Origin of the sequence: Methylocella tundrae, from assembly GCF_038024855.1 — a bacterium.
In the GTDB taxonomy this organism is placed as follows: domain Bacteria; phylum Pseudomonadota; class Alphaproteobacteria; order Rhizobiales; family Beijerinckiaceae; genus Methylocapsa; species Methylocapsa tundrae.
Window position 1 is genome coordinate 1,357,373 of sequence record NZ_CP139089.1, and the last position, 24,774, is coordinate 1,382,146.

The following is a 24,774-nucleotide window of genomic DNA, read 5'->3' on the forward strand; positions in this document are numbered from 1 at the left end:
GCTGCTCGACCAGGTCGGCGCGGCACTCCGCGACGTGTACACCGCTCGCAGGCGCCTTCGATCTCTGAGCCTATGCGCATACGCGCCACGCGTCGGGGCATACGGGCGACGCGGGGGAAAGAGCCTCGCGAGGCCCGGAACGCTGGCGTCATCTCTTGCATCTGCGCCGAGATCGCGCAACTCGGCGGTGCTGGCATTGCGCCGCGATCGAGCGGAAATCGGCGCGCTGGACTGCGGGACGTATAAATGTAACAATTCGGGACGCGGTGGAACGCGTCCAGGAGAGATTCGCGTCCGGCGCAGTTTGCCAAGCCAACCTTTACCCTCGCCTTTTGCAGATTTCTATACATACAGCGTTTTGGTCGCTGCTGCGGCATAATTGATTACGAGGACTCTCGCGATGGCTTCGGCTCAGCAGCTGATAGGGCTCATAAGGAGCCATGCTGAAGGGAACGAGGAGCGATTCTTCGATCTTGCGATGCAACTCGCCGCCGCCGAGGAGCAAAAGGGCCACAAGCGCCTAGCTGAACAACTCCGCCAATGGGCCGAAGCGAGTCAAACCCCTGCCAAAGTTGACCGGATCAAACCAACGCCGATCACGGCTCCGCGCGGAGACCTTACGGGCTTGCTGGGAGCAAGCTATCCGACGACACGTCTTGGTGACGTAATCCTGCCGGCTCATCTGGAAGATGAGCTCATCCATATCGTCACCGAAACGCGCATGACGGAACGACTGGAAGAGAAAGGCCTTCGACCAAGGAGGAGGCTGCTACTTGCCGGGCCGCCGGGGACGGGTAAGACTTTGAGCGCGGCCGCGCTCGCTGGCGAACTTCGATTTCCTCTTTTTACTGTCCTGCTGCATGGCTTGATAACGAAGTTTATGGGCGAGACGGCGCAAAAACTTCGCATGATCTTCGATGCCATCCGCACGACCCGGGGTGTCTATCTATTCGACGAAATTGATGCCCTCGCGGCGACACGTGGCTCAGAAAATGATGTTGGCGAAGCTCGGCGTATCCTCAATTCGTTTTTACAATTCCTGGACGAAGATACGGGATCTTCGATCGTAGTTGCGACGACAAATCTTCCGCAGATTCTTGATCGCGCCATTCTTCGACGTTTCGATCTGGTACTTCCGTACGAGATGCCCAATTCCCCCGCTATTGAGAAAGCCATGCGTCGTCGTCTGCACGGCTTCGACGTAAATGGAGTAGATTGGTCCAAGGTCACTCAGTATGCGCGGGGTTTGTCGACGGCTGATGTTGTAGCCGCGGCGGAAGATGCTGCTCGGAGAGCGGTGCTGGATAACTCAAGCCTTATTGAGACATCGGCCGCGATCGCTTCCCTCGAACGCCGTTGCTCATTGCAAGGAATAGGGACAATTGTTAATGCCGCGGGATCGCCGACACTTCATCGTAAACGGCCTAGGGCAACATCAAGTCTTCAAGCCAAAAGGCAATCCGAGAACAAAGCGACCAAATGATGTTGCCGATCGCGCGGCACACGCCCAGGCGCTGTTACAGGCTCTCGATCATCTTCCGGAGATAAAGCACGATGGGCGGCCGGGCATCTATCTCGATGTGCAGGGCCGTTCCGGCGAAGTTATGATCACGAGCGGTTTAGATGCGAGTGGCCTCACTCTTCTAAATGTCCAACCTGGCAGGCTCGAAGACAACGAGCCCCCAAAGGCAACAGTTTTCGCTTCGGTCGACGGCCTAGGTAAGCTGCGTCAAAAGATCGAAGACTTTGCTGAGAAAAATCGGCCGAATAAGGATGGTTCCGAGGGGCGGCCTTGCAATGCAAATCTGGTGCAGAGCATCGGCGCCATCGTCGAAGCAGGGCTTCGCACATTATGGCGTAGTCCCGATGTAAGGTTTCCCGACGGAAAAAATATAGCAGCCTGGGAACTTTGGCTGGATAAGGCAGCGGCGGCTGCGTTCATGGCGTCTGCCGCCGAATACGGTGTCGCAATTGGCGCAGATCGCCTAGATTTTCCAGAAGACATCGTTGTGATCGCGACCGCTACTCGAGATGCTCTTGCGCTCGCGGTACGCAGACTTGGCGGCGTTCGAGCGCTTGCTGCCCCAACCATCACTGCAGATTACTTTGACGCCATGGAGATCGAGGAACAAACAGAGTGGGTTGACACTTTGTTACGCTCCACAAAATTCGATATTGCCGCAGAGTCTGGCGTCGTCACCCTTCTTGACAGAGGTGTCAGCCGCGCGCATCCCCTTATAGCTCCGGCCCTGAGCGTCGACGATCGCCATGCCGCCGATCCTGCTTGGTCAGTGGAGGACTTTCATGGTCATGGGACCCAAATGGCTGGCCTGTCGCTCTACGGAGATTTGACCATTGCGCTTCAAACGATGTTGCCGATCCATATCCAGCATCGATTAGAATCGGTGAAGATCATACCGGATGCGGGGCATAATCCACATCATTTGCTGGGAGCAACGACTCGCGCTGCAATCAATGCAGTGGAAGCAACGAGCAGCCGTCGGCGCACGTTCGCAATGGCAAGCACCACCGAGGAAGATACGCCACACGACGGAGCCCCGACTTCCTGGTCGAGCGAAATCGACCAGCTGACCTCTGGAGCATCGGGGCAAAAGAAGATCCGGCGTCTTATGCTTATTTCGGCTGGCAACACCAATCAAAATCTTTTTGGGAATAGTGACTACCTGACGGTCTGTCATCATCTTGATAACGAAATAGAGTCACCGGCTCACGCTTGGAATGCGATTTGCGTAGGCGCCTATACGCAAAAGTCTGTTATTCCAGTTGGAGAGCCGGGCGTTCCTTTCGCTCCAGCTGGCGATCTATCCCCTTCTTCTCGAACTGCGAGCTGGTCGCGCCATTGGCCGATCAAGCCGGATGTCGTTTTCGAGGGTGGTAATTGGGTACTTAGCGGATCTCCGCCGCCGATGAAGCATCCCGCCCTGGCATTGCTGACGACCGACCGCCAGTATCCGATGAGAGCTTTCTCAAGTTGCGGCGAGACCAGTGGCGCAATGGCGCTGGCTTCGCGAGCAATCACAGAGCTTTGGTCCGAGTACCCAGAGATTTGGCCCGAAACCATTCGCGCGCTCTTCGTTTCCTCCGCACGCTGGACGCCGCAGATGCGTAGCCATCTGTCGCCGAAACCGTCGAAAGGGGATTACGCTCCATTATTTCAGCGCTACGGCTATGGTGTACCCGATATGGAGCGGGCGCGCAGGAGCGCGTCCAACGCCTTAACGCTGATTGTACAAGACAAGATCACGCCATACCGTAAGTCCAAAAAATCCGCTGTGCATACCAACAATGAAATGAAGCTTTTTGAGCTTCCTTGGCCAGTTGAAGAATTGCGCAGGCTCACAAACACGCCGATCACACTGAGAGTGGCGCTGAGCACTTTTATCCAGCCTAATCCTTCCGAGCCTATGCGCGGTTCAAAATTCCGCTACGCGTCACACAATTTGCGCTTCAAGTTGAACCGGCCGGACGAAGGAAGGCCTGAATTCATAGCTAGGATAAGTAAAATCTCCGATCAACATGAAGATCCGGCGGTCGAGGAAGATGACGGTTGGGCATTCGGTAGCAATCGCCGCAACGTCGGATCAATCCACGTCGACGAGCTGACTTGCCCAGCTTCCGATCTTGCTCGCCGCAACATCCTTGCCGTTCATCCTGTTGCCGGATGGTGGAAGACCAAGATGGTACCTGACCCCGAGCAGCACTCCGCGCGTTTTGCGTTGATTGTCGAGATTGATGCTGGTGTTGCCGAAGCAAACCTTTATGCCGAGGTGGAAACGGCGATCGACAATCTCAACCTCATTCAGAATGCCGTGTGAGCAGCGGGTCACCCGCTGGCGCGCTCGGGTGCCGTCGCCATCCTTGACTTCCTAATTTTCCTTTGTCGAGCTCAGCCTTTCTCAACCTGATGCCTTGCCCCTCGCCGCTTTCCTCGACGTAGATCACGCCGACCGCCATGGCGCCGTTTGAGACGGCGATGAGCCACGCCGCGGTAAGTTTGGTTGGTTCGTTCTCAACGAGGCTCACGGCTTGGCTTTGCGGAGCCTGACGCTTGCCCGATTCGGCATTATCGCCAAAGTCCGGCGCTCCAAAAGCCGGCGGCGGGCGGTTGCGGCCTAATTCTTTGCGAGACCAACGATGTAAGCCGCGACGGAGTCCGTTTCCTCTTGGTTCAGTATGATGTTCGGCATGGTCGGGTGGGAGGACCGAAGGAAAACTTTGATGGCGAGTTCGGTTGTGGAACGCATGTGGCTGATGTCGAGGAAGCTAGGAGCCTTCGAGTTCATGGGTTGCGGCGTTGGAACGGCGCCGACCTGATGACAAGCGCTACAGACTGCGTTGGCAAGTCGCCGGCCGACGGCTGGATCTGCCGTTTGGGCGCTAGCATTCGACAAGGCGGCGATTAAGGCCAGAAGAGTCGTTGCGAATGAGTTGAATTTTATCATCGATCGGATTCCGTGGGTCATTTCGGCTTCCCCTTCCTTAAACTGGTGCGCCGGTTTTTGAGATTTGTCTGCTCGTTCTGAACGAGCGCCTTTTTGAGGCGGTTCATGCCGATCTCGGGGCTTGGCTCGCCTTCGACGTCTATCGCGGCGATTTTCTCGTCCAGGGCGTGAATTGTTTCGGTTAGCTCGGCGACGGCTGGCGCCTGCTTTTTCAACCTCACTCCTGGTCCTTCGCCGTTTTCCTCGACGAAGATCACGCCAGCGGCTTCGAGGGCGGCGCGGATGGCGGCTTGATTGGCCGGCGTCATCGAGAGCGCGCCATCCGTACCTTCCGCTCGCCTAATCGTGGCGATGCCAATCTTTGACGCCTCCGCGAGGTCTTCAGCGCGCCAACGAACTAGCGCCCTTGCGGCCCGCATCTGTGCCCCTGTGATATCTGACATATCGTATGATCGCCTATTGATCAAAGAGTATCCATGTGATACGTAGCATATCACTAGATCGCTGACATACCAATAGGACATCACTTCAATGCCGAACACCTATGTTCCGGCAGCCGCTATCGGCTTGCCAAATCGCCGCCTGTTCCTCGCCGCCGGATCGGCCGGCGCCGTCTTTGGCGCGCTGTCTCACGCCGTCGCCGCGCCGGCGGTCTCGCCCGAGTTGCTCAACCTGATCGAAACGCATCGGCGCGCCGTCGGTATCCGCAAAAGGGCCTGGGATCACGAAGACGAAGCCTTGGAGCGCTTCAAGAGGGCTTGCAAGATCTTCGATATTGATGGCGTTGATTTCAACGTCAATCATCCCGAGAGCACCCTTACGCTTCTGCTTGATCTCCTCGAAAACGAAAAGCTGCGCGAGTTCAGGCTGATCAAGATGGGATCGTCGCCCGCTATGCGCCGCCGATTCGACGAAATGTTCGAGGAGCTGCGCCGCGACAAAATCGAGCATTTCGAAACACTTTTGTCGGAGATGAGCGGTTTACGCGAGAGCTCGGGGCTCGCGGCGGCCGAGACAGCGGCCGAAGAGGCTGTCGAAGACGCCCTCAATATTCTGCTCAAGATATGCGGCTTCCCATGCGCCTCGGTCGAAGATACCAGCGTAAAAGCAGAATATCTCGTCGAATGCGTTGACGAAATTGGGGGCGACAACGTGAAAGTTCTGCTCCGTTCCTTCGCAGGCCGGCCGCTGGAGGCGTGATCTGATGGCGACCTTTGGGCCGATCGCGGTGGCTCTTGTCAAGGAAGGCTGCACGGCCGAACAGATCGCGGCGGCCGTGGCGGCGCTCGAAGCCGCCAAAGAGCGCGAACGCGAAGAGCGCCTGGCGCGGCTGCGCGAAGCTGCAAGGCTCCGGCAGCAGCGTTGCCGCGAACGCCGGCGCACTGAGGCTCAGGCGTCACGCATGTCACGGCGTGACAGCGCGTTACCTCCTTCCCCCCTAAAAGAAAAATCCCCCACACCCCCTAAAGAAAATAACCCCCTAACCTCGGGGGAGCGCGCGCCCGCGCCGGCAAGCCGCCTGCCGGCCGATTTCGAGCCGAGCGCGGAAGACTTGGCCTTCGGCGCGGCCGAGGGGCTGAGCGGCGAGGAAATCCGGCGGGCGATCGAGGATCTGCGGCTTTGGGCGGCCGAGGCTGTCGGAGAGAAGGCGCTGCGGTCCGATTGGCACGCGACCTTGCGGCGGTTCATGCGCCGCGACGCCGACGCCAAGCGCATCTTGCGGCCGCCTTCGCGCTCGCCGCGCGAGGCGCCATCGCAAACCTTCCACGTCAAGCGCGATTCGCCGCAAGGCGACGCCTGGTGGGCTTTCGTCAAGGCGCGGACCGGCCGAACGCCGCCCCTCGATCGCAATGGCGGTTGGCGCTTCCCAAGCGAATGGCCGCCGATGAACGCGGCAACACTCTACGAGATCGACCCGCTCTCACGCGCTTAAATCGGCTAGGATTGAAACTAGGATGGAACAAAACCGTTTTTAAAAAACTATCTATATATCAGTATCATACTTGACTTCTTTGGGGGACACCTCTTCCGCCACAGTGCCCAAAAGGTCTCGTTTCGCGAACGAATTGCCGTCGAGAGCCGCCGATTTTCCTCTTTTATCCGATTTCAGTTGGAATGGCGCCGTTGGTCTGACTGTTGATCGACTGCTGCGAAGGGAATCTGTATTCCATGGCGATCGCGATCGTGTCGAAGTCCGCCTGCGTAATTTCGAAGAAGCCCTGACGCATCAGCCATCCCCAATTCTGGTTCTCTCGCGAGAAGGAAAGCTGGCCGAGCAAAGGGGTGATCGGCGCTTCTTTTGTAGGCTGATAGTCGATATCGCGACGCCAGGGGTGGAAGCATCCGGATTGTTCGGCATGACATGCTGTACCCGGTCGCACCCGTCCGATAGCCGTAAAGGCGCGAATTAGCGCGCCCTCACCCATGCGTTCACGTGGCGAATAATAGACCACGCCATCTCCAGCCGAGAGCTTGCGAACGCGGGCCTCGCGCCCGTGGCAGAACTGGCAAAACCCGCCAGTCTCTGCCGCCTTGACATGATCGCGGCTCGCAACACCAATCCAGTAGCGCGTCATGCGGTATGAACCGTGATCGTGTAGCCAAACGGATCACGGAACGCGAAATACCGGCCGAACGGACCGTCCTTCGGCGGAAAGGCGATGGCTATTCCTGCCGCCTTCAATTCCTCATGCAGCGCATCGGCGTCATCACAGCCAAACCACAGAGCAATGCCCCAGCCCAGTCTCCCCTGAGCTGCGTCCAGGTCCACCAAAGGCTTTCTTACTGCGAAGTGTTGATTTCCACTGAGAACTGGCTCTGACGCATTTTTGCTGAAGGCGATCAGCTACCCCGCGCCGATCAGTCGCGCCTGAAGCAGATCGATTTTGGCGCGCCCGTACATCTGGCGTTTGATGAGTTTCAGACGAGTGATCTGCCCCTCCGTCTGTCCATTGGACCAGGGCGAGATGATCGCATTTCGGACGGCGGCCAGATCTTTCTCGACACCATTGGCGAAAGATCCGACAAGGGTTCCCTTCCCAGCTTCGAGCCACGCGTCCAGCTTGGCGGCCGCCTTTGATCGGATCATGGATTGGAACTCCATGATGGCCTCGCGAGCAACAACCAGATCCTGGACATTTCCTTCAATGGCCGCCACCAGAATGGCTTCAGACTTTGTCAGGTCGTCACGTGCCGACGTCATTAGACGGGCGATGATCCGAGCTGACGGCGTTCGCGCCAGCGCGTTTTGACCTGCCTTTTCCGCAAGGCGTCTGCGTTGCGCCCATTGTGACACCACGCCGCTTCGCCCGGAAAAGCCCGCCACACGCATTTCGCGCCAAAGCGCCAGCGCATTGCGCTCCCCTTTCTCCCAGCGCTCATTCAGCCAGGGCGACCAGCTATCCAGCGAACTGGGCTTTGTCCGGAAGACATCCGTCCGCTGGCCGCGCAGGACGTCGCGAACAAGCTTGCGGCTGTGTCCCGTCTCCCTCACGATTTGCCTGATTGGGGCGCCTTGCTTCGACATTTTCAGAATGGCCTCATTTGTCTCCTGCCGACGCAGATATCCCTGGTACTGGAGGCGCTCAGCACAGGTGAGAAGCTTGGGATCTATGACGCTGCTGCCGATGGCCTTTCTGATCTGCCGCATGGATTTGCCAACCGCATCGAGAAAGGCCCGGCTCGAGTTCTCCAGGAGATGCCAACGATCCGCGACTTGTTCAGCGTGCGGCAGGGCTTTGGCGATGGCCTCGCCGTAACCGCCGCCCCGGTCCCGGGCGACCGTAAGTATTGAAGGCCGCTCAGCCAGCCACGCCCGAGAGGTGTCCAGCGCCCGATCTGGCAACAAGATCACGGGGCGACGGCGCTCAAGATCGCAGACGATCGTTCCATAGGTCTGTCCTCGACGAAACGCGAAGTCGTCAATGCCGATGACCGTAAGCTCGGCGCCATCGGTCTGGGTGCTGCGGCGACGCACGACACGCAGAAGCGTGTCGTTGCTGACGGGCATCATCAAGCGAAGGGCGAAAGCCGCCGCAGGTCTGCCACCCAAGGCCAGACCGAGATGATGGACGATAGTCTCAAGCCTTCCGGTGCGCCGGCCGTATGGGGAAAGGACGCCAGTCTCAAATCGTTCGCAAAAGATGCGCCGACCGCACAAAACCGCGTCGCACCAGAACCGTCGCGCAATAACCATCAGTTCGACTTGGCGGCCGCCAAGGGGAAGGTCGGCGGGGCGGCGCAAATACCGACTCTGAATCCGGCCGCTTCTTCGACCGCAATCTGGACAATGACCAAACGGCCGAAGGGACCGCAACCGGATCTGGACCCGGGCGCCTTCCACCGTGACACCATCAACTGCAAAGCCATCTGGCGCCAGGCTGGCGCGTTGAAATTGCTGACCCATTCACAGCTCCTCCGACGAATCAGCAAGAGCGTCCCGGCGAACCGCAGCAAATATGAGTCAGAGCCAATTCTCGGCGGAAATCGACAATGAGTGATCTGTTTTGGCTGTCGCCGGCGCAGATGCGCCGTATTGAACCTTACTTTCCGCTGTCGCATGGGGTTGCGCGGGTCGATGATCGGCGTGTGATCTCGGGGATTATCTTCGTGATCCGCAACGGACTGCGCTGGCGCGACGCCCCGAAGGACTACGGCCCGCATAAGACGATCTACAACCGCTTTATCCGCTGGAGCCGGCTTGGCGTGTTCAACTCGAGGAACGCCTCGGGGTGCACATGTTCGAAAAGCTGCCTTCGGGCTACCGCCTGACGGCTGCGGGCGAGGAGGTCCTCGAGTTCGCGGACCAGATGGAAGTGTCGTCGCACCTGCTGGAGACGCGCGTCTTCGGGCGCGACCAGAGCGTGCGCGGGCTTCTGCGGGTGACGCTGGCACCGCCCCTCGCGACACACCTGCTCATGCCGGACTTCGCCGATTTCGCGCGTCTGCATCCGGACATCGAGATGGAAATCTTGTCGTCCGGCGAGCTGGCAAATCTGACCAACCGAGAGGCCGACGTCGCGATCCGCGTCGTCTACGACCGCAAAACCCTGCCGCTCAATCTTCACGGCCTGAAGGGGCCGGACTTCTTCGGCGGCGTTTACATGTCCCGCGATCGGCTAGCCGCGTGGCGTGCGGGCGCGCCTGATCCCATCCGGTGGATCGTCATAAGCCTTCATGGCATCCCGGATTGGGCCAGCGAGGGTGAGGTTCGCACCACGGGGGTTCCATTCAGGACCACGGACGCCGAGGCGCAGATCGTTGCTGTACGGCAAGGGCTCGGGATGACGACACTGCCGTGCTTCGTCGGAGATGCCGACCCCCTACTGGTGAGGGTGCCGGGCACCGACCTGCACATGCATGGAACGCTCTGGCTTCTCACGCAGGGGGAGACACGCAAGACGAAGCGCGTGCGGCTCTTCACGGAGTTCGTATCCCGCAGGCTCGCCGCGTACGCTCCACTTCTCGCGGGGCTGTCCGTATCGCGCGACTGACGCCCGGCACGTCGCCGGCGACGCTTGCCGTAATCCGGTCGGAAGCCGAGCTGCGATCGCTTGAAGCGGCGTCGTTCAATCCGCGAATGTTGCGCCGTATCGCAACCGGCGCGAGGGCCACACTACTGACGGCGACGGACTTCACCATCGCTGACGGTCTTTTTGGCAGGCTGGACACGCCGCTTTTGCGGAGAACTCCGAGGAAAATAGACCAACCGATATCGAGAGTCTTTGAAACCGAGCAAATCGCGAATCGCCGAAATTCTCCTTTGAATTCAAGAGCGAGAATTTCTGACGGATCCGGAATACGGCTCTTCGTCGTCAGCGGAACGATTTTCATCGATGGATCAACGCGTTATGATGCTTCAGAACAATCGAGTGGGAGTGACGGGGGCGTGCCGACGGATACTCGGGGATAGAGCAGCGTACAACTGGCGACTGAAACGTATCGATAGATGTCACTTGTAATCGATCCTTAGCGATCGCGCTGGTCGCTTGCTATGGAACCGCCCGTAGTGCTTCGCGAGAACAACCGGCCTGTCCTGGATGGCTGCTAGCTTGTTCATAGGACCCGGCGTGTTTCAGGACTTGTGTGGCGAGGACATCGCGCAGATTAGGCTGCCGTGCAGTAGCAGCACCTCAATTGCACCTCTGGCGGCGTGTGCGTTCTGGAAGGGATGGTCGTTGCCCGAGTCTTCACGCGTGAAGAATTTTACGAACTCGTCTGGTCCAAGCCGATGGCGCACTTGGCGACGGAGTTCGTAATCGCTCACGTCGCACTCCACAAAATCTGCAGAAAGCATGGCATCCTCAATCCGCCGCTTGGCTGGTGGGCGAAGAAGGCCGTCGGAAAGAAAGTGAAGCAGACTTGCGGTCATCCTGCCACGGATTGTCCAGGCAGCCTCCGTCCGGGGCTTTGAACCGGTCGCGGGCGAGGGGCGGAGCAGTTCAAATCCGAAACTGAAGCCCTCGGCGTTTCGATGGCGGAGGCGGTCAAGCTGGAGAAAAGCACATTCCGGCCGACGCCGAGCGTGCCAAGGAGGAAGGCTGGCAGCGAAAGCGCGATCGGGCGGCGGCGAAGCTGAGCCAAAGCCAACACGTTGCAAAATCAGGCCGCGAACAAGACAGGAAGCGGAAAAAACGAGCAGCAAAATGATATCGATCGACCTCCAAATTTGCTTTGGTAATGCGAATGGCAGGAGGCCCACGTCTAATTCTGGAGGGTGGCAATGAACGTGCTCGTGAAACCGACCTTGCCCGACGCTAGTTTGCTCATGCGCGAGATGACGCATCGCATCAGCAACGAGTTCGCCTCGGCGGTCTACATGGTCTCGCTCGCGGCCTCGCGCAGTGGCGACCAACAAGTGCAGAGCGTATTGGGCAATGTGCAGCAGCACCTCGAGCATTGCGCCCGCGTCCACCGGGCGCTGCAGATGCCGGACCTGGGCACTTCGGTCGATGTCGCGGACTACCTTTGCCGCCTGTGCCATGCGGTCAGCCGCTCGAAACTGGAAAGCCAGAATATCAAGATCGTGATTGCCGCCCAGCCGATGGCGCTGGCGTCCGAGCGCTGCTGGATGCTTGGCATGATCGTGAACGAGCTCATCACCAATGCTGCGCGTCATGCCTTCAGCGGCCAGGGCGGGACGATCCGCGTCGAGCTGATCGAGAACAAGAGCGTGGCAATGTGCATCGTGTCCGACAACGGCAGGAATTCGGGCAAAGCGCGGCCGCATGGCGGGCTAAAGATCGTCAGATCGTTGGCGGAGAGTCTGAACGGCAATTTCTCCCAACAATTTGGTGCCCAAGGCTCGGTATCGATCGTTACTTTTCCCGTCTACACTAATGACTAACTAGCCGCGGCGCCGTGCGAGTCGTTGCGGCAACCGGCGGCCCGCGTGAGACTGTTGTCGCGACCACGCGCCGCCACGGAGCAACAGCCCGCAAGCGTTGTTTCTCAAGGCGAAACGCCTCCGGCGCTCGGTCTCTTGATTTCGATGGAGTGGCGAAAGCCCGCCGTCAGGCCAGATTCCTGAACCGCGCCGGCGTCGTACCTACTTCGCGACGGAAGCGCGTCGTCAGGTGGCTCTGGTTGCCGAAGCCGGCGGCGAGGGCGATCTCAGCGATCGACATTTTGCCCTCGGTCAGCAGTTGCTTGGCCTGTTCGATCCGCTGCCGGACTATATATCGGTGCGCGCCGATGCCGGTCGATGCGCGGAAGGCGCGCGAGAAGTGCGAGCAGCTCACATTGGCGATGGCAGCGAGGTCCGCCAACGTTATACTGTTGGAGAGATTGGCTTCGATGTAGTCCTTTACCAGGCGCAGGCGTCGCGGCGCGAGACCGCTGCTGATGCGCATAGGCGCCCGCCTGGTACAGATCCGCAGCGAGCGCACCGCGATTTCGCAGCACAGGCTTTCCACAAACAGGCGGCTGAGCGGCCCCGGCCGATCGAGCTCGCTCTGCAGCACACGCATCTGCCCGGCGATCACGCCGTCATTGAGATTCGGCCGGTAGGGCAAATCCAGAGTGTCAAAGTCGGCTGTGTCGTCATATTCGCGATCGAGCATTTGCGGGTCGAGCGTCAGCAGCAGGTGCCGCACTTTCGATGAGTAATCGGCAAAGCCTTCAAGGTGATGCCTTGCCGGAATGAGCATGACCTGGCCCACCGTGCTGCCCGTCACGCTTTGCTTGCCGTCGTCATATTTCAGGGTTGCGGATGTGTTGGCGCCTTCGACGTGCAGCGCGATCGTGTGCCGTTTCAGGCAGTGGGCAAATTTCGTCAACTCGGCGCGCGGTTGGCGGTCGACCAGCACAGCCTTGCCGCCGGCCCATTCTTCGGAGCGCTTCACGAGCACATCGGCGTCGAAAATCCGCACTTCGTTGACCGTGGGCGGGGTTGTCCCGGCGGGTCGAGTCGCGCTGCGAGAAGAAGATGTCCGCGGTATTGCCAGATATGGCGTGCCGAGAGCATCTGAATATTGGTGTTCCGGTTTCACAGTCTGACTCCTGATAGTGCGCGGACTGCGCGGTGTTGCCTGATGGCATGCCCATTTGTCCGCTTCGCTATGCAACGCCTCGTTGGCTTTCGGAGATCGCAGGCTATGCGGCGAGAAAAACCGTCGCTTCTGTCAAATGACCGGTCAGATGACCAGCCGCTCAGAGCTGCTTACTTTTAGCGGGCGCAAGCGCCGCGTACGGGCGTGAGCAGGATATAAGTCCTATTCTTGGAAATAACCTGTGCAGGTGGTCACCGGCCGCGCGACGAGAACAGCGCGGCTATTCCGAGAAAAACGTGGCGCGAACAGAAAAGACCAAGGCGCCGGCTGAATATACCAATGGCGCCATCGCTGGCTGCACGACGCGGGGACCAGAATGGCGAAAGCGAGCTTGGCCGATCGTCGATCTCGGGCGTCAGCCGCTTTGCGGCTCCGCGCCACTGTCATGTGGCGGTCAGCATTCGCAGCCCGGACCACTTCCCACCGACAAGGAACATGTCAATGAGTCCCATCGCAAAACTGGCCGCGCTGATCGCCGGCCTGGCGCTGCTGGCGCCGCCGGTCCTCGCGGCACCCAATCCCGCAACGGACGACCGCATCGATCCCCAGGTGCGCGCTTTCCTCGACGAGATCAACAAGGACAGCTCGCAGTTCTGGCGGCTTCCGCAACCCAAGCCACAAGAGATCTTCACCGCGCTGCAAAACAAGACGCCGGTCGACATGTCCGGCGTGACAGTCACCGACCGGACGATCAATCAGGACGGCCAGGAGGTGAAGCTTTACATCATGACGTCGGAGCACCCGGCGGCGAAGCCGGGCGTGCTGTTGTTCATCCACGGCGGCGTCTGGATCATCGGCAATTTCGCCAATCACGAGCGGCTGTTGCGCGACCTCGTCGTCGAGTCGGGCCAGGTCGGCGTTTTCGTCGAATACACGTCGCTGCCGGCCGCGCGCTATCCGACGCAGATGGACCAGGCCTACGCCGCGCTTAAATGGATCGCCGCACACGCGAGCGAGTTCGGCGCCGACGGCGGCCGCATCGCGGTCGCGGGCAATTCGGTGGGCGGCGACATGACCGCAGCGCTCGCGCTGATGGCGAAAGACCGCCACGGTCCGAAGATCAGCTACCAGGTACTATTGATTCCGGCGACCGACGCGAGCGTCGATACGCCGTCCTATCGTGAGTTCGGTACGGGCCGCTTTCTGACCCGCACGTTCATGGCCTATGGCTGGGAGCTTTACGCACTGGAAGAGAAGACGCGCAATCTTCCTTACGTGTCGCCGCTGCGGGCGAGCAAGGAGGAGCTCAAGGGTCTACCGCCGGCGCTGGTGATCACCGCGGAGAACGATCCGCTCCGCGATGATGGTGAAAGATACGCACGCAAACTCAAGGACGCGGGCGTCGCGGTGACGGCGGTCCGCTACAACGGGATGATTCACGATTTCGTGGCTCTGAACGCGCTGCGCGGCCTGCCGGAAGTCAAAGCGGCGCTGCATCAGGCGAGCGAAGGCATTCGCGATCATCTCACGGTACAAACCGCCACTCAGTAACCGACCGTTTCCGAAGCAGCGGCGCAAGCGCCACGCCTGCGCCGCCGGCCGGAATACGCCGAGCCTAGATCGAGCTCAAGATTGAAGGAGGCTTTGCAATGCCATTCGTCAAAGTGAAAGACGGCACCGAAATCTACTATCGGGACTGGGGCGCGGGTCAGCCGATCGTGTTCAGCCACGGCTGGCCGCTCTGCGGCGATGCCTTCGAGGATCAGATGTTCTTCCTTGGCTCGCGCGGCTATCGCGTCATCGCCCATGACCGGCGCGGCCACGGCCGATCGACTCAGCCCTGGCAGGGCAACGACATGGACACCTACGCCGACGATCTCGCCGAGCTCACGGCGAAGCTCGATCTCAAGGACGCCATCCATGTCGGTCACTCGACCGGCGGCGGCGAAGTCGCCCGCTACATCGCGCGCCACGGCACGCGGCGCGTGGCCAGGGCGGTGCTGATCGGCGCCGTGCCGCCGCTGATGCTCAAGACCGCGAACAACCCGGGCGGTCTGCCGCTCAAGGTGTTCGACGACATCCGTGCCGGCATCGTGGCTGATCGCTCCAAGTTTTGGCTGGACCTGAGTATCCCCTTCTATGGCTACAACAAGCCCGGCGTCGTGGCCTCCGACGGCGTTAGGCAGTCGTTCTGGCTTCAGGGCATGATGTGTGGCTTTCCGGCGTCCTATTTCTGCGTCAAGGCCTTCTCGGAGACCGATCAGACCGACGACCTCAAGAACATCGACGTGCCGACGCTGATCCTGCACGGCGACGCCGATCAGATCGTGCCGTTCGCCGATGCCGGTGCGCTGTCGGCAAAGCTGGTGAAGAAGGCGGAGCTCAAGGTGATCCCGGGCGCGCCGCACGGCATGTGCACCACCCACAAGGACGTCATCAACGAGGCGCTCCTCGCCTTCATTCGCAACTGAGCAAGCCATACCTCAAGGTAACTACCCATGTCGCACCATCTAGATTCGCCGATCGCCCGCGAGGACGTCCGTCTCGACATCACCGATCTCTATGCTTTCCAAGGTGAAACGGGAACGGTCTTCGTCATCAATGTGTGCCATTCCATTGCCGGCGATATTCCGGCGCCGGGTTATCACCCGGAAGGCATGTACGAATTCAAAGTCGACTTCGACGGCGACGCCATCGAGGAGCTTACCTACCGTCTCACCTTCGATGAACGCGATGCCGATGGCCGACAGCGCTTCGTCCTCCGGTCGATCAGAGGCGCCGACGCTGCCGATCCGCATGCGGTCGGCTCTGTCATCGCCCGGGGCATTACCGGCGAGACCGCCACCACGCCTGCGGGCGTGCTCGTCTGGGCCGGCAAAGCCGGTGACCCATTCTGGATCGAGCCGGACGTGCTGCATGCCGTCGGTCACGCCTTCCAGGACGGCACGCCGATCAATCTCGGCGACTGGACGCCGAGCAAGGCGAAGAACCTTTTCGCCGGGCACACGGTCTACGCGATTGTGCTCGAAGTTCCGGACACCGAGTTGCTCAACGGCTCGGGCGGCAAACGGATCGGCGTGTGGGCGGTGGCGACCCTTGCCACCGACGCGGGCGGATGGCGGTCGATCAACCGCGTCGGCCTGCCGATGATCCATCCGTTGTTCACCCAGTACAACGAAGATCTCGGCAATCGTCTGGACGCGGGCCGTCCGGCCGACGATCGCGCAACCTACGGCGAGACCATTGTAAAGGCCATCGCCGGCGTCGTGTCCGCAACCGGCACCGCGGAGAGTCCGCGGGCCTATGGCGAGAAGGTGGCGCAGCGATTCTTGCCGAACATCCTCCCCTACGAGGTCGGCACGCCGGCCGTGTTCGGCTTTGCCGAATGGAACGGCAGGTCGCTGACCGACAACGCTCCCGATGTCATGTTTTCGATCGCCGCCAACGCTCCTGTTCGCCTCGGTATTGGCAAAGAGTCGGTGACGTCGAAGCCGCGGGCGGCGTTCCCGTATGTTCCAACGGTCGCATGAACCCAGGATGCGACCCATCGGGCTTATGTCAATGATCGCCAGTCGCCGTTACCCATCGTGGTTGCGCCCGCGTTGGGACAACAAGGCCGATGCCGCGCGAAGCCTGACCGGCATGATCATTGTCGTCGCCGCGCTCCACATTGTCGGCTGGCTCGTCCTGCTCGCCATCGTCGTGCCGCAGCATTTGAGCGTCGGCGGCAAGGCCTTCGGCATCGGGATCGGCATCGCCGCGTACCTGCTGGGCATTCGGCATGCCTTCGATGCCGATCACATCGCCGCCATCGACAATACGACGCGCAGGCTGGCGCACGACGCAAGGCCGTCCTTATCGGTCGGATTTTGGTTCTCGCTCGGTCATTCAAGCGTTGTGTTCGCCTTGACCTTGCTGCTGGCTCTTGGCGTCCGTGGCGCCGTCGACCGGCTGCTCGACGACTATTCGTGGCTGCACAATTTCGCGGACCTAACGGGCACCATCGTTTCGAGCGGGTTCCTATACGTTATCGCCGCTTTCAATCTCGTCATCTTTGTCGGGATTTGGCGGACCTTTCGCGAGGTTCGGGCGGGACATCACGACGGGGCGTCGATCGGCGGCGCGCTCGAGAGCCGCGGCTTCATGAGCCGTCTCGTGGCGCCGGCGATGCGAATCGTCGACAAGCCGTACAAGATGTATTTCGTCGGCTTGCTCTTCGGCCTGAGCTTCGACACGGCAACCGAAATTGCATTGCTGGTGCTGACGACCTCCGGGGCCACATCCGGTTTACCCTGGTACGCCATTCTTTGCCTGCCGGTTCTTTTTGCCGCCGGCATGTCGCTCCTGGACGCGATCGATGGTGTCTTCATGAGCTTCACTTACCGCTGGGCACTCGCCAAACCTGAGCGCAAAATTTATTACAATCTCGTCGTTACGGGCCTTTCCATCATTGTGGCCTTGATTATCGGGACGGTCGAAATCGCGGCATTGCTTGGGGAGAAGTTGAAGCTCGACGGCGCATTTTGGAATTGGGCCAGGGGCGTCGATCTCAACGCAATAGGCTTTATTATTTTCGGACTGTTCGTTGCGATATGGGCCGTCGCTGTCGCGCTACGCAAGCGCAGAGGCGCTGGACCAGACGGCGGATCGCTGCGGCGCGGCGACTTCGCTCATGCGGTCGCGCCGATTGCGCTGCATGTGTCCCGAGATGAGAAGGCGTGACGTTCCGCAAGATAACTCTGACGATGCCTTGCATATAGGTAAGATCATGGGTCAAAGTCGCCTTGAATGCGAATGGAGGTTCGAAATGCTGACGGGCCGAATGAAGTTTCGCGAGCAGTTGGATCTAACGTTGAATGTCAATGGCCGCGAGCATTCAATCTCGCTCGATGCGCGCGTCACGCTGCTCGATGCATTGCGCGAGTATCTCGGACTCACTGGAACGAAGAAGGGGTGCAATTTTGGGGAGTGCGGCACCTGCACCGTGCACCTCGATGGAAGGCGGGTGAATGCTTGCCTGGTGCTGGCCGCCGCCGCCGCCGGACGCGAGATCACTACCATCGAAGGGCTGGCCGACGAGAGAGATATGCTGCATCCGGTCCAGCAAGCCTTCGTCGACCAGGATGCCTTCCAGTGCGGCTTCTGCACCCCGGGTCAGATCATGGCGGCGGTTGCCTGCATCGCCGAGGGGCACACGAGGTCCGATGCGGAAATCCGTGAATGGATGAGCGGCAATCTCTGCCGCTGTGCCGCCTATCCGCAGATCGTCGCCGCGGTCCGTCAGGCCGCGGGAGACTGAGCCATGCAGGGTTTCACCTATGCGCGGGCCGCCGGCGTCTCCGAGGCATTGGCTGCGGGTCGGGAGCCGGGCACAGCGTTCCTTGCTGGCGGCACCGAGCTCTTGAACTGGATGCGGCTCGAAATTGCCACGCCCGCCCGCATCCTCGACATCGCGCACCTCTCTGGCCTTGACGCGATCGAGACATTGCCAGACGGAGGCTTGCGCATCGGCGCGCTCGCGCGGCTCAACGATGTTGCCCTCGCTCCGGTCGTCGTGGCGCGGGTTCCGGTGCTGTCCCAGGCGATCCTGAGCGCGGCCTCTGCGCAGATACGCAATCTCGCGACGATCGGCGGCAACCTCCTGCAGAAGACGAGATGCCCCTATTTCCGTGCCGAAGAGATGCTCCCCTGCAACAAGAAGCGACCGGGCTCGGGCTGCGCCGCTCGCGACGGACTCAATGACCGCCACGCCATCTTCGGCTGGTCCGATACATGCGTTGCGACCCATCCCTCCGATCCCGCGGTGGCGCTTGCGGCGCTCGACGCCGCAGTGATCACGGAACGCGGCACGGGCGGACGGCGCATTCCGATCAATGAATTCTATCTTCCGCCGGATGCGGGGCAGGATCGGGATTCGGTGTTGGAGCAGGGCGAGCTGATCACCGCCATCGAGATTCCGGGTTCAGCGCCGCGCTCAACCTATATCAAGATCCGCGAACGCGAGAGCTACGAATATGCGACGGTCTCGGTCGCGCTCGCGCTCGATCTCGATGTCTGGCGGCGGATCGTGCGCGCCCGCGTCGCGCTCGGGTCAGTGGCCGCGCGTCCGTGGCGCCTGACGGGTGCGGAACAGGCGCTTGCGGGGCTTCAGCCCGGCGCTGCCGCAATCGCCGCGGCAGTGGAAAGCGGGTTTGCCGAAGCCCGGCCGCTCGCCCACAACGCTTACAAGATCGCGCTCGGTCGCAACCTCGTGGTCAGGGCCATCCGGCTTGTCGCGGAGATGACGCCATGAACGCGGTCGGCCAACCCCTCGCGCGCCCGGACGGACGCATCAAAGTCACCGGCGCCGCGCGCTATACGGCGGACTTCGACCGGCCGGACAAGCTCCACGCCGTGCTCGTCACGGCCCCAGCGGCGGGCCAGCTTACGTCTCTCGCCACTGAAGAGGCGGCGCACAGCCCAGGCGTCGTCCGCATTCTCACGCAAGCGGATCTGCCGCAATTCACCGCCGTTCCGGTGCCGCTAATGTTCAGCCTGCCTCCGATGCAGAACGACACCATTCGCTTCGAGGGTCAGCCGGTGGCGATCGTGCTCGCCGAAACGCTCGAGCAGGCGGAGGCCGCAGCGCACCGCGTGCGCGTCACGATCGCGCCGGCCGAGGTAAAGGCGCCGGGCCAATCCAATCCCCGCCCGCCAGCGTCAGACAGCGGCTACATCTTCACCGAAGTCGATGCCGCCAAGGGCGATATCGCGGCCGGATTCTCCCAAGCGACCCATCGGATCGCTGCCGAATACGCGCAGCCATCGCGGCATCACAATGCAATGGAGCCGCACGCCACGCTCGCCTGGTGGGAGGGCGAAAATCTCGTCGTGCATGACGCCACACAGTGGACTGCCGGCACGCGGCAGATGCTGGCGATGGCGCTCGGTCTGCCGCCGGAGCGGGTGCGGGTGATGTGTCCGCACACCGGCGGCGGCTTCGGCTCCAAGGGCTTTCCGAAGTGGCATACCCTGTTCGCGGCCTCGGCGGCGCGCGTGTCCGGCCGCCCGGTCAAACTCGTGCTCTCACGGGCCCAAATGTACACAATGACCGGCTATCAGCCTTTGACGCATCACCGGATCGAACTCGGCGCCGCGCCTGACGGCAGGCTCACGGCACTGCGTTATGACTCGGTCAACGTGACGTCCTCCACCGAGGATTACGTCGAGTCTGCAACCCAGGCCGGACGAGCGATGTACGCCGTGCCGGCGCTGGAAACTCACGAGCGCGTCGAGGAGATCACGGCTGGCGCGCCCACGCCCCTGCGCGCACCGGGGGGAGGCGCTTCCGGGATGTGGGTGCTCGAAAGCGCGATGGACGAACTGGCCCATGCGCTCGGCATGGATCCGCTGGAGCTGCGGCTGCGCAATCATGCCGACGTGGACCCGGTCAGCGGCAAGCCGTGGTCATCCAAGAAGCTGCTCGAGGCCTATGCGCTCGGCGCCGAGCGTTTCGGTTGGCGCCGCCGTCCGGCCCGAGCTGAACGCGACGGAGACTGGATGGTCGGCTGGGGCATGGCGAGCGCGACCATGGGGTCCTTCCGCTTGCCTGCCGCCGCCCGCGTGACCTTGCGCGCGAACGGCACCGCCCTGCTCGAATCCTCGTTCAACGATATCGGCACCGGCGTGTTCGCGATCTTCTCGCAGCTTGTCGGCGATGCGCTCGGCCTGCCGCCCGACAGAGTGGAGATCCGCAACGGCGATTCGATCCTGCCGGAAGCCTGCGGCACATTCGGCTCGGCGAGCGCAATGTGCGTTGGCGCCGCTCTGCTCGATGCTTGCCGTCAGATCCGCGCCTCGCTCGGCGAGGTTGATCCGCTCGCTTTGCTACGCCGGTCGGGCCGCGAGTCCGAGGCCGCGCTCGGCCGTTTCAGCCCCGGCGAGGGCGTGCAACTGGAAATCGATGGCGGCGCCTCGCCGACGGCGATGCGCACCTGGGGCGCCGTGTTCGTGGAGGTGGGCGTGGACCGCGCGCTTGGCCTGCTTCGCCTGCGCAGAATGCTCGGCAGCTACTCGGTCGGCCGCGTCCTGAACCCGCGGACGACGAAGAGCCAGCTCATCGGCGCCATGATCTGGGGCTGGGGCATGGCGGCGATGGAGGCCTCGGTATTCGAGCCGCGCCTCGGCCGGTTCCTTTCGAAAAACCTCGTTGGAGTCCCATTGCCGGTGAATGCCGACATCCCAGCCGTCGATGCAGTCTGGGTGGACGAGTTCGACGAGGCAGCAAGCCCTATTGGCGGCAAGGGCGTCGGGGAGATCGGCGTGGTCGGTGTCGCCCCGGCGGTCGCCAATGCGGTCTTCCATGCAACCGGGCTGCGCATCCGTGAGCTGCCGATCCTGCCGGAGAAGCTTCTGGCCGAAAATTGATCGCCTGCCCCGGCGCGCCGAAGGATGTCCGGGCGCCGCGTATTGCGATTGGGTCGACCCGATCTCCGCTCATTCCCGCGACAGCGAGAATCCAGTTCTTGCTTTTCTTGCAAGGACTGGGTCCCTGTGTGTGCGGGGACGAGCGGAATATGTGCGATTCCGTCCGAACGACATGCACTCTATCGGGCGGATGTGGTGGTGCCGCTTCTGTCGGAAGGCCGCTGCGACGACCGGTCGGGCCGATCGGGAGCCTGTGTTGCGCGATCGAGCGCGGTGCGCAGACCCGCACGGGCCGTAATCCCAAGTTTCGGAAAGATCCGGTGCAGGTGGTAGCCGACCGTTCGGTGCGACAGATACAGCCGGGCGCCTATTTCCTTGTTGGAAAGCCCGCCGGCCGCAAGCTCCGCGATGTGCAGTTCCTGCGGCGTCAGCGCGTCGAGGATGAGTTCGGCGCGCGGGCGACTTGCTTCGCCGGCCGCGCGAAGTTCCTGGCGCGCTCGCTCGCTCCACGGTGAGGCGCCTAGCGCATCGAACACCTCCCGCGCTGTCCGCAGCGGTACGCGTGCCTCGGCAATTCGGCGCTGCCGCCTCAGCCATCCACCGTAGGCCAGCAGCAGACGCGCGCGCAGGAACGGCCAGTTCTGTGCGGCGGCGCCGAGACCGCGCTGAAAGAACATCTCCGCGCGGTTCGGCGAGGCAAGCAAGGCCTTGCCGTGGTAGAGCATCATCTGGACCCACGGCACAGCCATGGGTGCGGAATGCCGCTCCACCTCTTCGATGATCGAGGCGGCGGCCGCTTCTTGACCGCAGGACACGACAGCCTCGACGTAGTCCGCGAGCCAGTAGAACTGCAGGCTGGTGTTGAAGGCCGGATCGCCGGGCGTGTGAACACGCTGCAGGTGCTCGTAAGCCTCTGCCGGCCGACCGGCGCCGAGCGCGGCAATGCCGCGCGCATTCTCCAGCATGGCCAGCCAGAAACTGGAGCCTGGCGATAGCACCAGCCGCTCGGCCTGCACTGCGTGGGCCTCCGCGGCCTCGAAGTTGCCCCGCATGGCAGCAAGTCTCGCTTGCACAATCGTCGCCGCGGCGACCCAGATCGCGTGTCCTGTTTCTTCTCCGAACCGAATCGCCTCCGCGGAACTTCTCAGGGCGCCCATCCAGTCGCCTGTCTCGGTCTCCGCAAAGCTCCGCGAGAAGAGCACGCGCGCCAGCTCACCGAGGCGCCCCTGCTCACGCAATGCCGTACTCGCCTCGGTCAACCAACGGACGCCGAAATCGAATGCGCCGATGGTATTGGCCGTCAGCCCCAGGATCCGTGCCGCCATCGGGTCCGCAACACCCGTCGCGGGATATGCCTGCAGCTCCCGATATACGTCTCCGCCGTGCTTGAGCGGCCCGGCATAGGCGGGGATCGCGATCAGGCGCGCGTCTGTCTTCGGTAATCCGAGTTCACCGGCTGCTGCGAGTATGCTCTCGCGCACGGCATCGCCCACGTTGCTCCACCAGCAGCGCTGCACGGCGCGCCACAGCAGGTCGAGCGCCAGATCATTGGCACCGTCGGCACGGGCGTCGGCTGCAAGGCCGACCAACGCGGAAATCCGCGAAAGGTCGCTGACGGTCAGGGGCTGGCTCATCTCGCGAATCCACGCGACTTGGGCCCGCACCCGCAGCGGTGGCCGATCCAGATCGGCGTTTCGCAGCAAGCGCTCCACCGTTTCCGGTTGGCCCAGTTCGGCCGCGAGCTCGGCTGCGCGCAGCAGCCGTTCGCTTCTTGACAGGGCCGTACCACTCAGCCGCGCCGCGTTCTCCAGCGCGGTGATCGCCGTCGCAAGCGCGCCCCGCCGTTGCGATCTCGCGGCGGCGGCGTCGAGCTCCGCGGCTAAAGCCTCATCAGGTCCGATGGCCGATGCCATCCGGTGCCATATTTGACGATCTGGTTCGTCTTTGATGACCCGGGCCAATGCGGCATGGATATTGTGACGCATCACCGGGCTGGATGCCTGGTGGATTGCGGATCGGACGAGGGGATGCCGAAAACGTACCTCTCCCGCGGCAATCTCGATCAGCATTGCCGACACCGCCGGCGCCAGCGCGTCAAGTCTCACTTTTTCGTGAAGCAGCACTTCGCCTGCGTCCAATACCTCGCGGAGGGATCGGCTGTCATTCTCTGCGATGATCAGCAGCAGCGCGCGGGTGGCCGTCGGGAGGCCGGAGACCCGGCTGAAGAAAGCGCGCTCCAGGCGATCGGTCAGCGGAACCCAGTGCGATCCGCCTGTCTCTAGCCTGCGCTCGCCGCGCGGCAACTCGACCAGTGCCAAGGGATTGCCCGCGGCCACGTCCAAAAACCGCTGCCGTAGATCAAGCGGCAGATCGGGTGCCTCGGCGTCCAGCAGACGTTCTGCGGCAGCAGTGTCGAGCCTTGATAGTTGATGCCGCGGGACGCTCCAATGTGGGAGAGCTTCTTCCGAATCGTTCCGCACCGCCATCAAGAGAACGATCGGATCGGAACTTAGCCGACGAGAGATGAACGAGAGCACGTCGTGGCTGGGTTGATCCAGCCATTGGATGTCGTCTGCCACCAGCAGGATGGGTTTGCGCGCCGCACTCTCCGTCAGGAGAGTAAGCGTCGCCAGGGCAACCAGGAATGTATCCGGCGCCGCCGTGTCATCGCCCAGGCCGAAAGCCGCGAGCAAAGCCGCGCGCTGCCGCGGCGGCAGCTTCTGGGCCTGCCGCAAGATCGGCGCCACCGCCTGCTGGAGGGCAGCAAAGGGCAGATGCGCCTCGGCGATTACCCCCGACATGCGCAACACACGAAACCCACGTTGTCTGGCGAGGGCCTGCGCAATCTCCAGCAGTGTCGTCTTGCCGATCCCAGCTTCGCCGCTGATGAGCAGAGCTGTGCCACCATCCCGGACGTGGTCTATCAGCTTCTCGATACGGGCGATATCAGCCTCGCGCCCCTGGAAATCCGGCAGCGTTCCGCGTGCTGTGTCGCCGACGCCTTGCCGCCGCCGTCCGGATGCAGTTGCCTTGCTTGAGCGCCGTGCCATCGTCTCGCATCCTCACGAGATCAGCATATCGCGAGACAGGCGGGATATAAACGGGCGCGGGATCAACTGGTCGCCAGAAGTCGGCGGCCAACGCCCGCCTCACAAGCTTCGAAGGGCCCTGGCGATTTCCGGTCTGGGCCGGATCGTGATTCGTTGCTGTCTCCGATTTGGAGGCAGCGATGGCCAAGGCGCATTCAGAAGATCTGCGGCAGCGAGTGGTGGCGGCTGGCGCGTCGCGGCGGCAAGTCTCGTTCGCCGCTGGAGCCGCACGCCGATTGGCTCTTGCAGATCACCCGCGCCCAACCGGACCTGACTCTGGAGGCGATCGTCGCCAAGTGCGAGAAGGAGATCGGGATCGAGACGTCG

20 protein-coding genes and 2 pseudogenes are annotated in these 24,774 nt (G+C 61.8%); 14 read left to right on the forward strand and 8 right to left on the reverse strand.

Features of this window, described 5'->3' with window-relative positions; all coding sequences use genetic code 11:
* The first annotated feature begins 400 nt into the window (after positions 1-400).
* Together SIN04_RS08770 and SIN04_RS08775 are read left to right on the forward strand one after the other, a co-directional pair.
* Positions 401-1,483, forward strand: coding sequence for an AAA family ATPase (locus SIN04_RS08770; protein ID WP_134488410.1), 1,083 nt, complete (start codon positions 401-403; stop codon positions 1,481-1,483).
* Complete coding sequence (locus SIN04_RS08775; protein ID WP_341264376.1) at positions 1,389-3,836, forward strand: S8 family peptidase; 2,448 nt, start codon at positions 1,389-1,391, stop codon at positions 3,834-3,836. Before SIN04_RS08770 ends, SIN04_RS08775 begins: the two co-directional genes overlap by 95 nt.
* 297 nt (positions 3,837-4,133) lie before the next feature.
* On the opposite strand, the gene SIN04_RS08780 is transcribed toward SIN04_RS08775, so the two are convergent.
* Both SIN04_RS08780 and SIN04_RS20245 read right to left on the reverse strand, forming a co-directional pair.
* The gene (locus SIN04_RS08780) at positions 4,134-4,484 is read right to left on the reverse strand and encodes a c-type cytochrome (protein WP_134488412.1); all 351 of its coding nucleotides are present in this window, start codon (positions 4,482-4,484) and stop codon (positions 4,134-4,136) included.
* 182 nt (positions 4,485-4,666) lie between these two features.
* Positions 4,667-4,906 (reverse strand): annotated as a pseudogene (locus tag SIN04_RS20245) (transcriptional regulator); the annotation flags it as partial.
* A gap of 88 nt (positions 4,907-4,994) precedes the next feature.
* On the opposite strand from SIN04_RS20245, the gene SIN04_RS08790 reads away from it, so the two are divergent.
* Positions 4,995-5,663 carry a hypothetical protein gene (locus SIN04_RS08790; protein WP_134488414.1) on the forward strand — a complete coding sequence of 223 codons (669 nt, stop codon included), beginning with the start codon at positions 4,995-4,997 and terminating at the stop codon, positions 5,661-5,663.
* Between the two features lie 4 nt (positions 5,664-5,667).
* On the forward strand, positions 5,668-6,396 hold the full coding sequence (locus SIN04_RS08795; RefSeq protein ID WP_341264378.1) for a hypothetical protein: 729 nt from the start codon (positions 5,668-5,670) through the stop codon (positions 6,394-6,396).
* A gap of 163 nt (positions 6,397-6,559) precedes the next feature.
* Here SIN04_RS08795 and SIN04_RS08800 read toward each other — a convergent pair whose 3' ends face one another.
* The 3 genes from SIN04_RS08800 to SIN04_RS08810 all read right to left on the reverse strand — a co-directional run bounded on the left by SIN04_RS08800 (position 6,560) and on the right by SIN04_RS08810 (position 8,868).
* Positions 6,560-7,039, reverse strand: coding sequence for an EVE domain-containing protein (locus SIN04_RS08800; RefSeq protein WP_134488418.1), 480 nt, complete (start codon positions 7,037-7,039; stop codon positions 6,560-6,562).
* Positions 7,036-7,233 (reverse strand): VOC family protein, encoded by a 198-nt coding sequence (locus tag SIN04_RS08805; protein WP_341264379.1) that lies wholly within the window; start codon positions 7,231-7,233, stop codon positions 7,036-7,038. The genes SIN04_RS08800 and SIN04_RS08805 overlap by 4 nt, the downstream gene beginning before the upstream one ends.
* Positions 7,234-7,308: 75 nt before the next feature.
* The gene (locus tag SIN04_RS08810) at positions 7,309-8,868 is read right to left on the reverse strand and encodes an ISL3 family transposase (RefSeq protein ID WP_322847415.1); all 1,560 of its coding nucleotides are present in this window, start codon (positions 8,866-8,868) and stop codon (positions 7,309-7,311) included.
* A gap of 86 nt (positions 8,869-8,954) precedes the next feature.
* On the opposite strand from SIN04_RS08810, the pseudogene SIN04_RS08815 reads away from it, so the two are divergent.
* Positions 8,955-9,173, forward strand: a pseudogene (locus SIN04_RS08815) (transposase); the annotation flags it as partial.
* A gap of 26 nt (positions 9,174-9,199) precedes the next feature.
* A complete protein-coding gene (locus tag SIN04_RS08820; RefSeq protein WP_134488420.1) occupies positions 9,200-9,955 on the forward strand; it encodes a LysR substrate-binding domain-containing protein in 756 nt (251 codons plus the stop codon).
* A 581-nt stretch (positions 9,956-10,536) separates the two neighbouring features.
* Here the strand turns inward: SIN04_RS08820 and SIN04_RS08825 are convergent.
* Positions 10,537-11,106: a hypothetical protein gene (locus SIN04_RS08825; RefSeq protein WP_166795884.1), complete on the reverse strand. Its 570-nt coding sequence runs from the start codon at positions 11,104-11,106 to the stop codon at positions 10,537-10,539.
* 78 nt (positions 11,107-11,184) lie between these two features.
* On the opposite strand from SIN04_RS08825, the gene SIN04_RS08830 reads away from it, so the two are divergent.
* On the forward strand, positions 11,185-11,808 hold the full coding sequence (locus SIN04_RS08830) for a sensor histidine kinase (protein WP_134488422.1): 624 nt from the start codon (positions 11,185-11,187) through the stop codon (positions 11,806-11,808).
* A 166-nt stretch (positions 11,809-11,974) separates the two neighbouring features.
* On the opposite strand, the gene SIN04_RS08835 is transcribed toward SIN04_RS08830, so the two are convergent.
* Positions 11,975-12,952, reverse strand: coding sequence for an AraC family transcriptional regulator (locus SIN04_RS08835; protein WP_134488424.1), 978 nt, complete (start codon positions 12,950-12,952; stop codon positions 11,975-11,977).
* Positions 12,953-13,453: 501 nt separating this feature from the next.
* On the opposite strand from SIN04_RS08835, the gene SIN04_RS08840 reads away from it, so the two are divergent.
* From SIN04_RS08840 to SIN04_RS08870, 7 genes are all read left to right on the forward strand, one after another.
* Complete coding sequence (locus tag SIN04_RS08840; RefSeq protein WP_134488426.1) at positions 13,454-14,503, forward strand: alpha/beta hydrolase; 1,050 nt, start codon at positions 13,454-13,456, stop codon at positions 14,501-14,503.
* Between the two features lie 98 nt (positions 14,504-14,601).
* Positions 14,602-15,423: an alpha/beta fold hydrolase gene (locus tag SIN04_RS08845; RefSeq protein WP_134488428.1), complete on the forward strand. Its 822-nt coding sequence runs from the start codon at positions 14,602-14,604 to the stop codon at positions 15,421-15,423.
* Positions 15,424-15,450: 27 nt separating this feature from the next.
* On the forward strand, positions 15,451-16,482 hold the full coding sequence (locus SIN04_RS08850) for a DUF4331 family protein (protein ID WP_134488430.1): 1,032 nt from the start codon (positions 15,451-15,453) through the stop codon (positions 16,480-16,482).
* 31 nt (positions 16,483-16,513) lie between these two features.
* A complete protein-coding gene (locus SIN04_RS08855) occupies positions 16,514-17,674 on the forward strand; it encodes a HoxN/HupN/NixA family nickel/cobalt transporter (RefSeq protein ID WP_197731954.1) in 1,161 nt (386 codons plus the stop codon).
* Between the two features lie 85 nt (positions 17,675-17,759).
* Complete coding sequence (locus SIN04_RS08860; RefSeq protein ID WP_244605735.1) at positions 17,760-18,251, forward strand: (2Fe-2S)-binding protein; 492 nt, start codon at positions 17,760-17,762, stop codon at positions 18,249-18,251.
* A 3-nt stretch (positions 18,252-18,254) separates the two neighbouring features.
* Entirely contained in the window at positions 18,255-19,244 is a 990-nt protein-coding gene (locus SIN04_RS08865) for an FAD binding domain-containing protein (protein ID WP_134488432.1), read from the forward strand.
* Positions 19,241-21,358 carry a xanthine dehydrogenase family protein molybdopterin-binding subunit gene (locus SIN04_RS08870; RefSeq protein WP_134488434.1) on the forward strand — a complete coding sequence of 706 codons (2,118 nt, stop codon included), beginning with the start codon at positions 19,241-19,243 and terminating at the stop codon, positions 21,356-21,358. Before SIN04_RS08865 ends, SIN04_RS08870 begins: the two co-directional genes overlap by 4 nt.
* Before the next feature lie 179 nt (positions 21,359-21,537).
* Here the strand turns inward: SIN04_RS08870 and SIN04_RS08875 are convergent, their stop codons facing one another.
* Positions 21,538-24,408, reverse strand: a complete 2,871-nt coding sequence (locus SIN04_RS08875) for an AAA family ATPase (protein WP_134488436.1) — start codon at positions 24,406-24,408, stop codon at positions 21,538-21,540.
* Positions 24,409-24,774 lie beyond the last annotated feature (366 nt).

What these genes read in the sequence shown, in the direction of transcription:
- SIN04_RS08865 (WP_134488432.1), top strand. Translation starts at nt 18,255, where the DNA reads ATGCAGGGTTTCACCTATGCGCGGGCCGCCGGCGTCTCCGAGGCATTG.
- SIN04_RS08875 (WP_134488436.1), bottom strand. Translation starts at nt 24,408, where the DNA reads ATGGCACGGCGCTCAAGCAAGGCAACTGCATCCGGACGGCGGCGGCAA.
- SIN04_RS08800 (WP_134488418.1), bottom strand. Translation starts at nt 7,039, where the DNA reads ATGACGCGCTACTGGATTGGTGTTGCGAGCCGCGATCATGTCAAGGCG.
- SIN04_RS08810 (WP_322847415.1), bottom strand. Translation starts at nt 8,868, where the DNA reads ATGGGTCAGCAATTTCAACGCGCCAGCCTGGCGCCAGATGGCTTTGCA.
- SIN04_RS08775 (WP_341264376.1), top strand. Translation starts at nt 1,389, where the DNA reads ATGCCGCGGGATCGCCGACACTTCATCGTAAACGGCCTAGGGCAACAT.
- SIN04_RS08850 (WP_134488430.1), top strand. Translation starts at nt 15,451, where the DNA reads ATGTCGCACCATCTAGATTCGCCGATCGCCCGCGAGGACGTCCGTCTC.
- SIN04_RS08780 (WP_134488412.1), bottom strand. Translation starts at nt 4,484, where the DNA reads ATGACCCACGGAATCCGATCGATGATAAAATTCAACTCATTCGCAACG.
- SIN04_RS08870 (WP_134488434.1), top strand. Translation starts at nt 19,241, where the DNA reads ATGAACGCGGTCGGCCAACCCCTCGCGCGCCCGGACGGACGCATCAAA.
- SIN04_RS08770 (WP_134488410.1), top strand. Translation starts at nt 401, where the DNA reads ATGGCTTCGGCTCAGCAGCTGATAGGGCTCATAAGGAGCCATGCTGAA.
- SIN04_RS08820 (WP_134488420.1), top strand. Translation starts at nt 9,200, where the DNA reads ATGTTCGAAAAGCTGCCTTCGGGCTACCGCCTGACGGCTGCGGGCGAG.
- SIN04_RS08845 (WP_134488428.1), top strand. Translation starts at nt 14,602, where the DNA reads ATGCCATTCGTCAAAGTGAAAGACGGCACCGAAATCTACTATCGGGAC.
- SIN04_RS08795 (WP_341264378.1), top strand. Translation starts at nt 5,668, where the DNA reads ATGGCGACCTTTGGGCCGATCGCGGTGGCTCTTGTCAAGGAAGGCTGC.
- SIN04_RS08855 (WP_197731954.1), top strand. Translation starts at nt 16,514, where the DNA reads ATGATCGCCAGTCGCCGTTACCCATCGTGGTTGCGCCCGCGTTGGGAC.
- SIN04_RS08840 (WP_134488426.1), top strand. Translation starts at nt 13,454, where the DNA reads ATGAGTCCCATCGCAAAACTGGCCGCGCTGATCGCCGGCCTGGCGCTG.
- SIN04_RS08860 (WP_244605735.1), top strand. Translation starts at nt 17,760, where the DNA reads ATGCTGACGGGCCGAATGAAGTTTCGCGAGCAGTTGGATCTAACGTTG.
- SIN04_RS08830 (WP_134488422.1), top strand. Translation starts at nt 11,185, where the DNA reads ATGAACGTGCTCGTGAAACCGACCTTGCCCGACGCTAGTTTGCTCATG.
- SIN04_RS08790 (WP_134488414.1), top strand. Translation starts at nt 4,995, where the DNA reads ATGCCGAACACCTATGTTCCGGCAGCCGCTATCGGCTTGCCAAATCGC.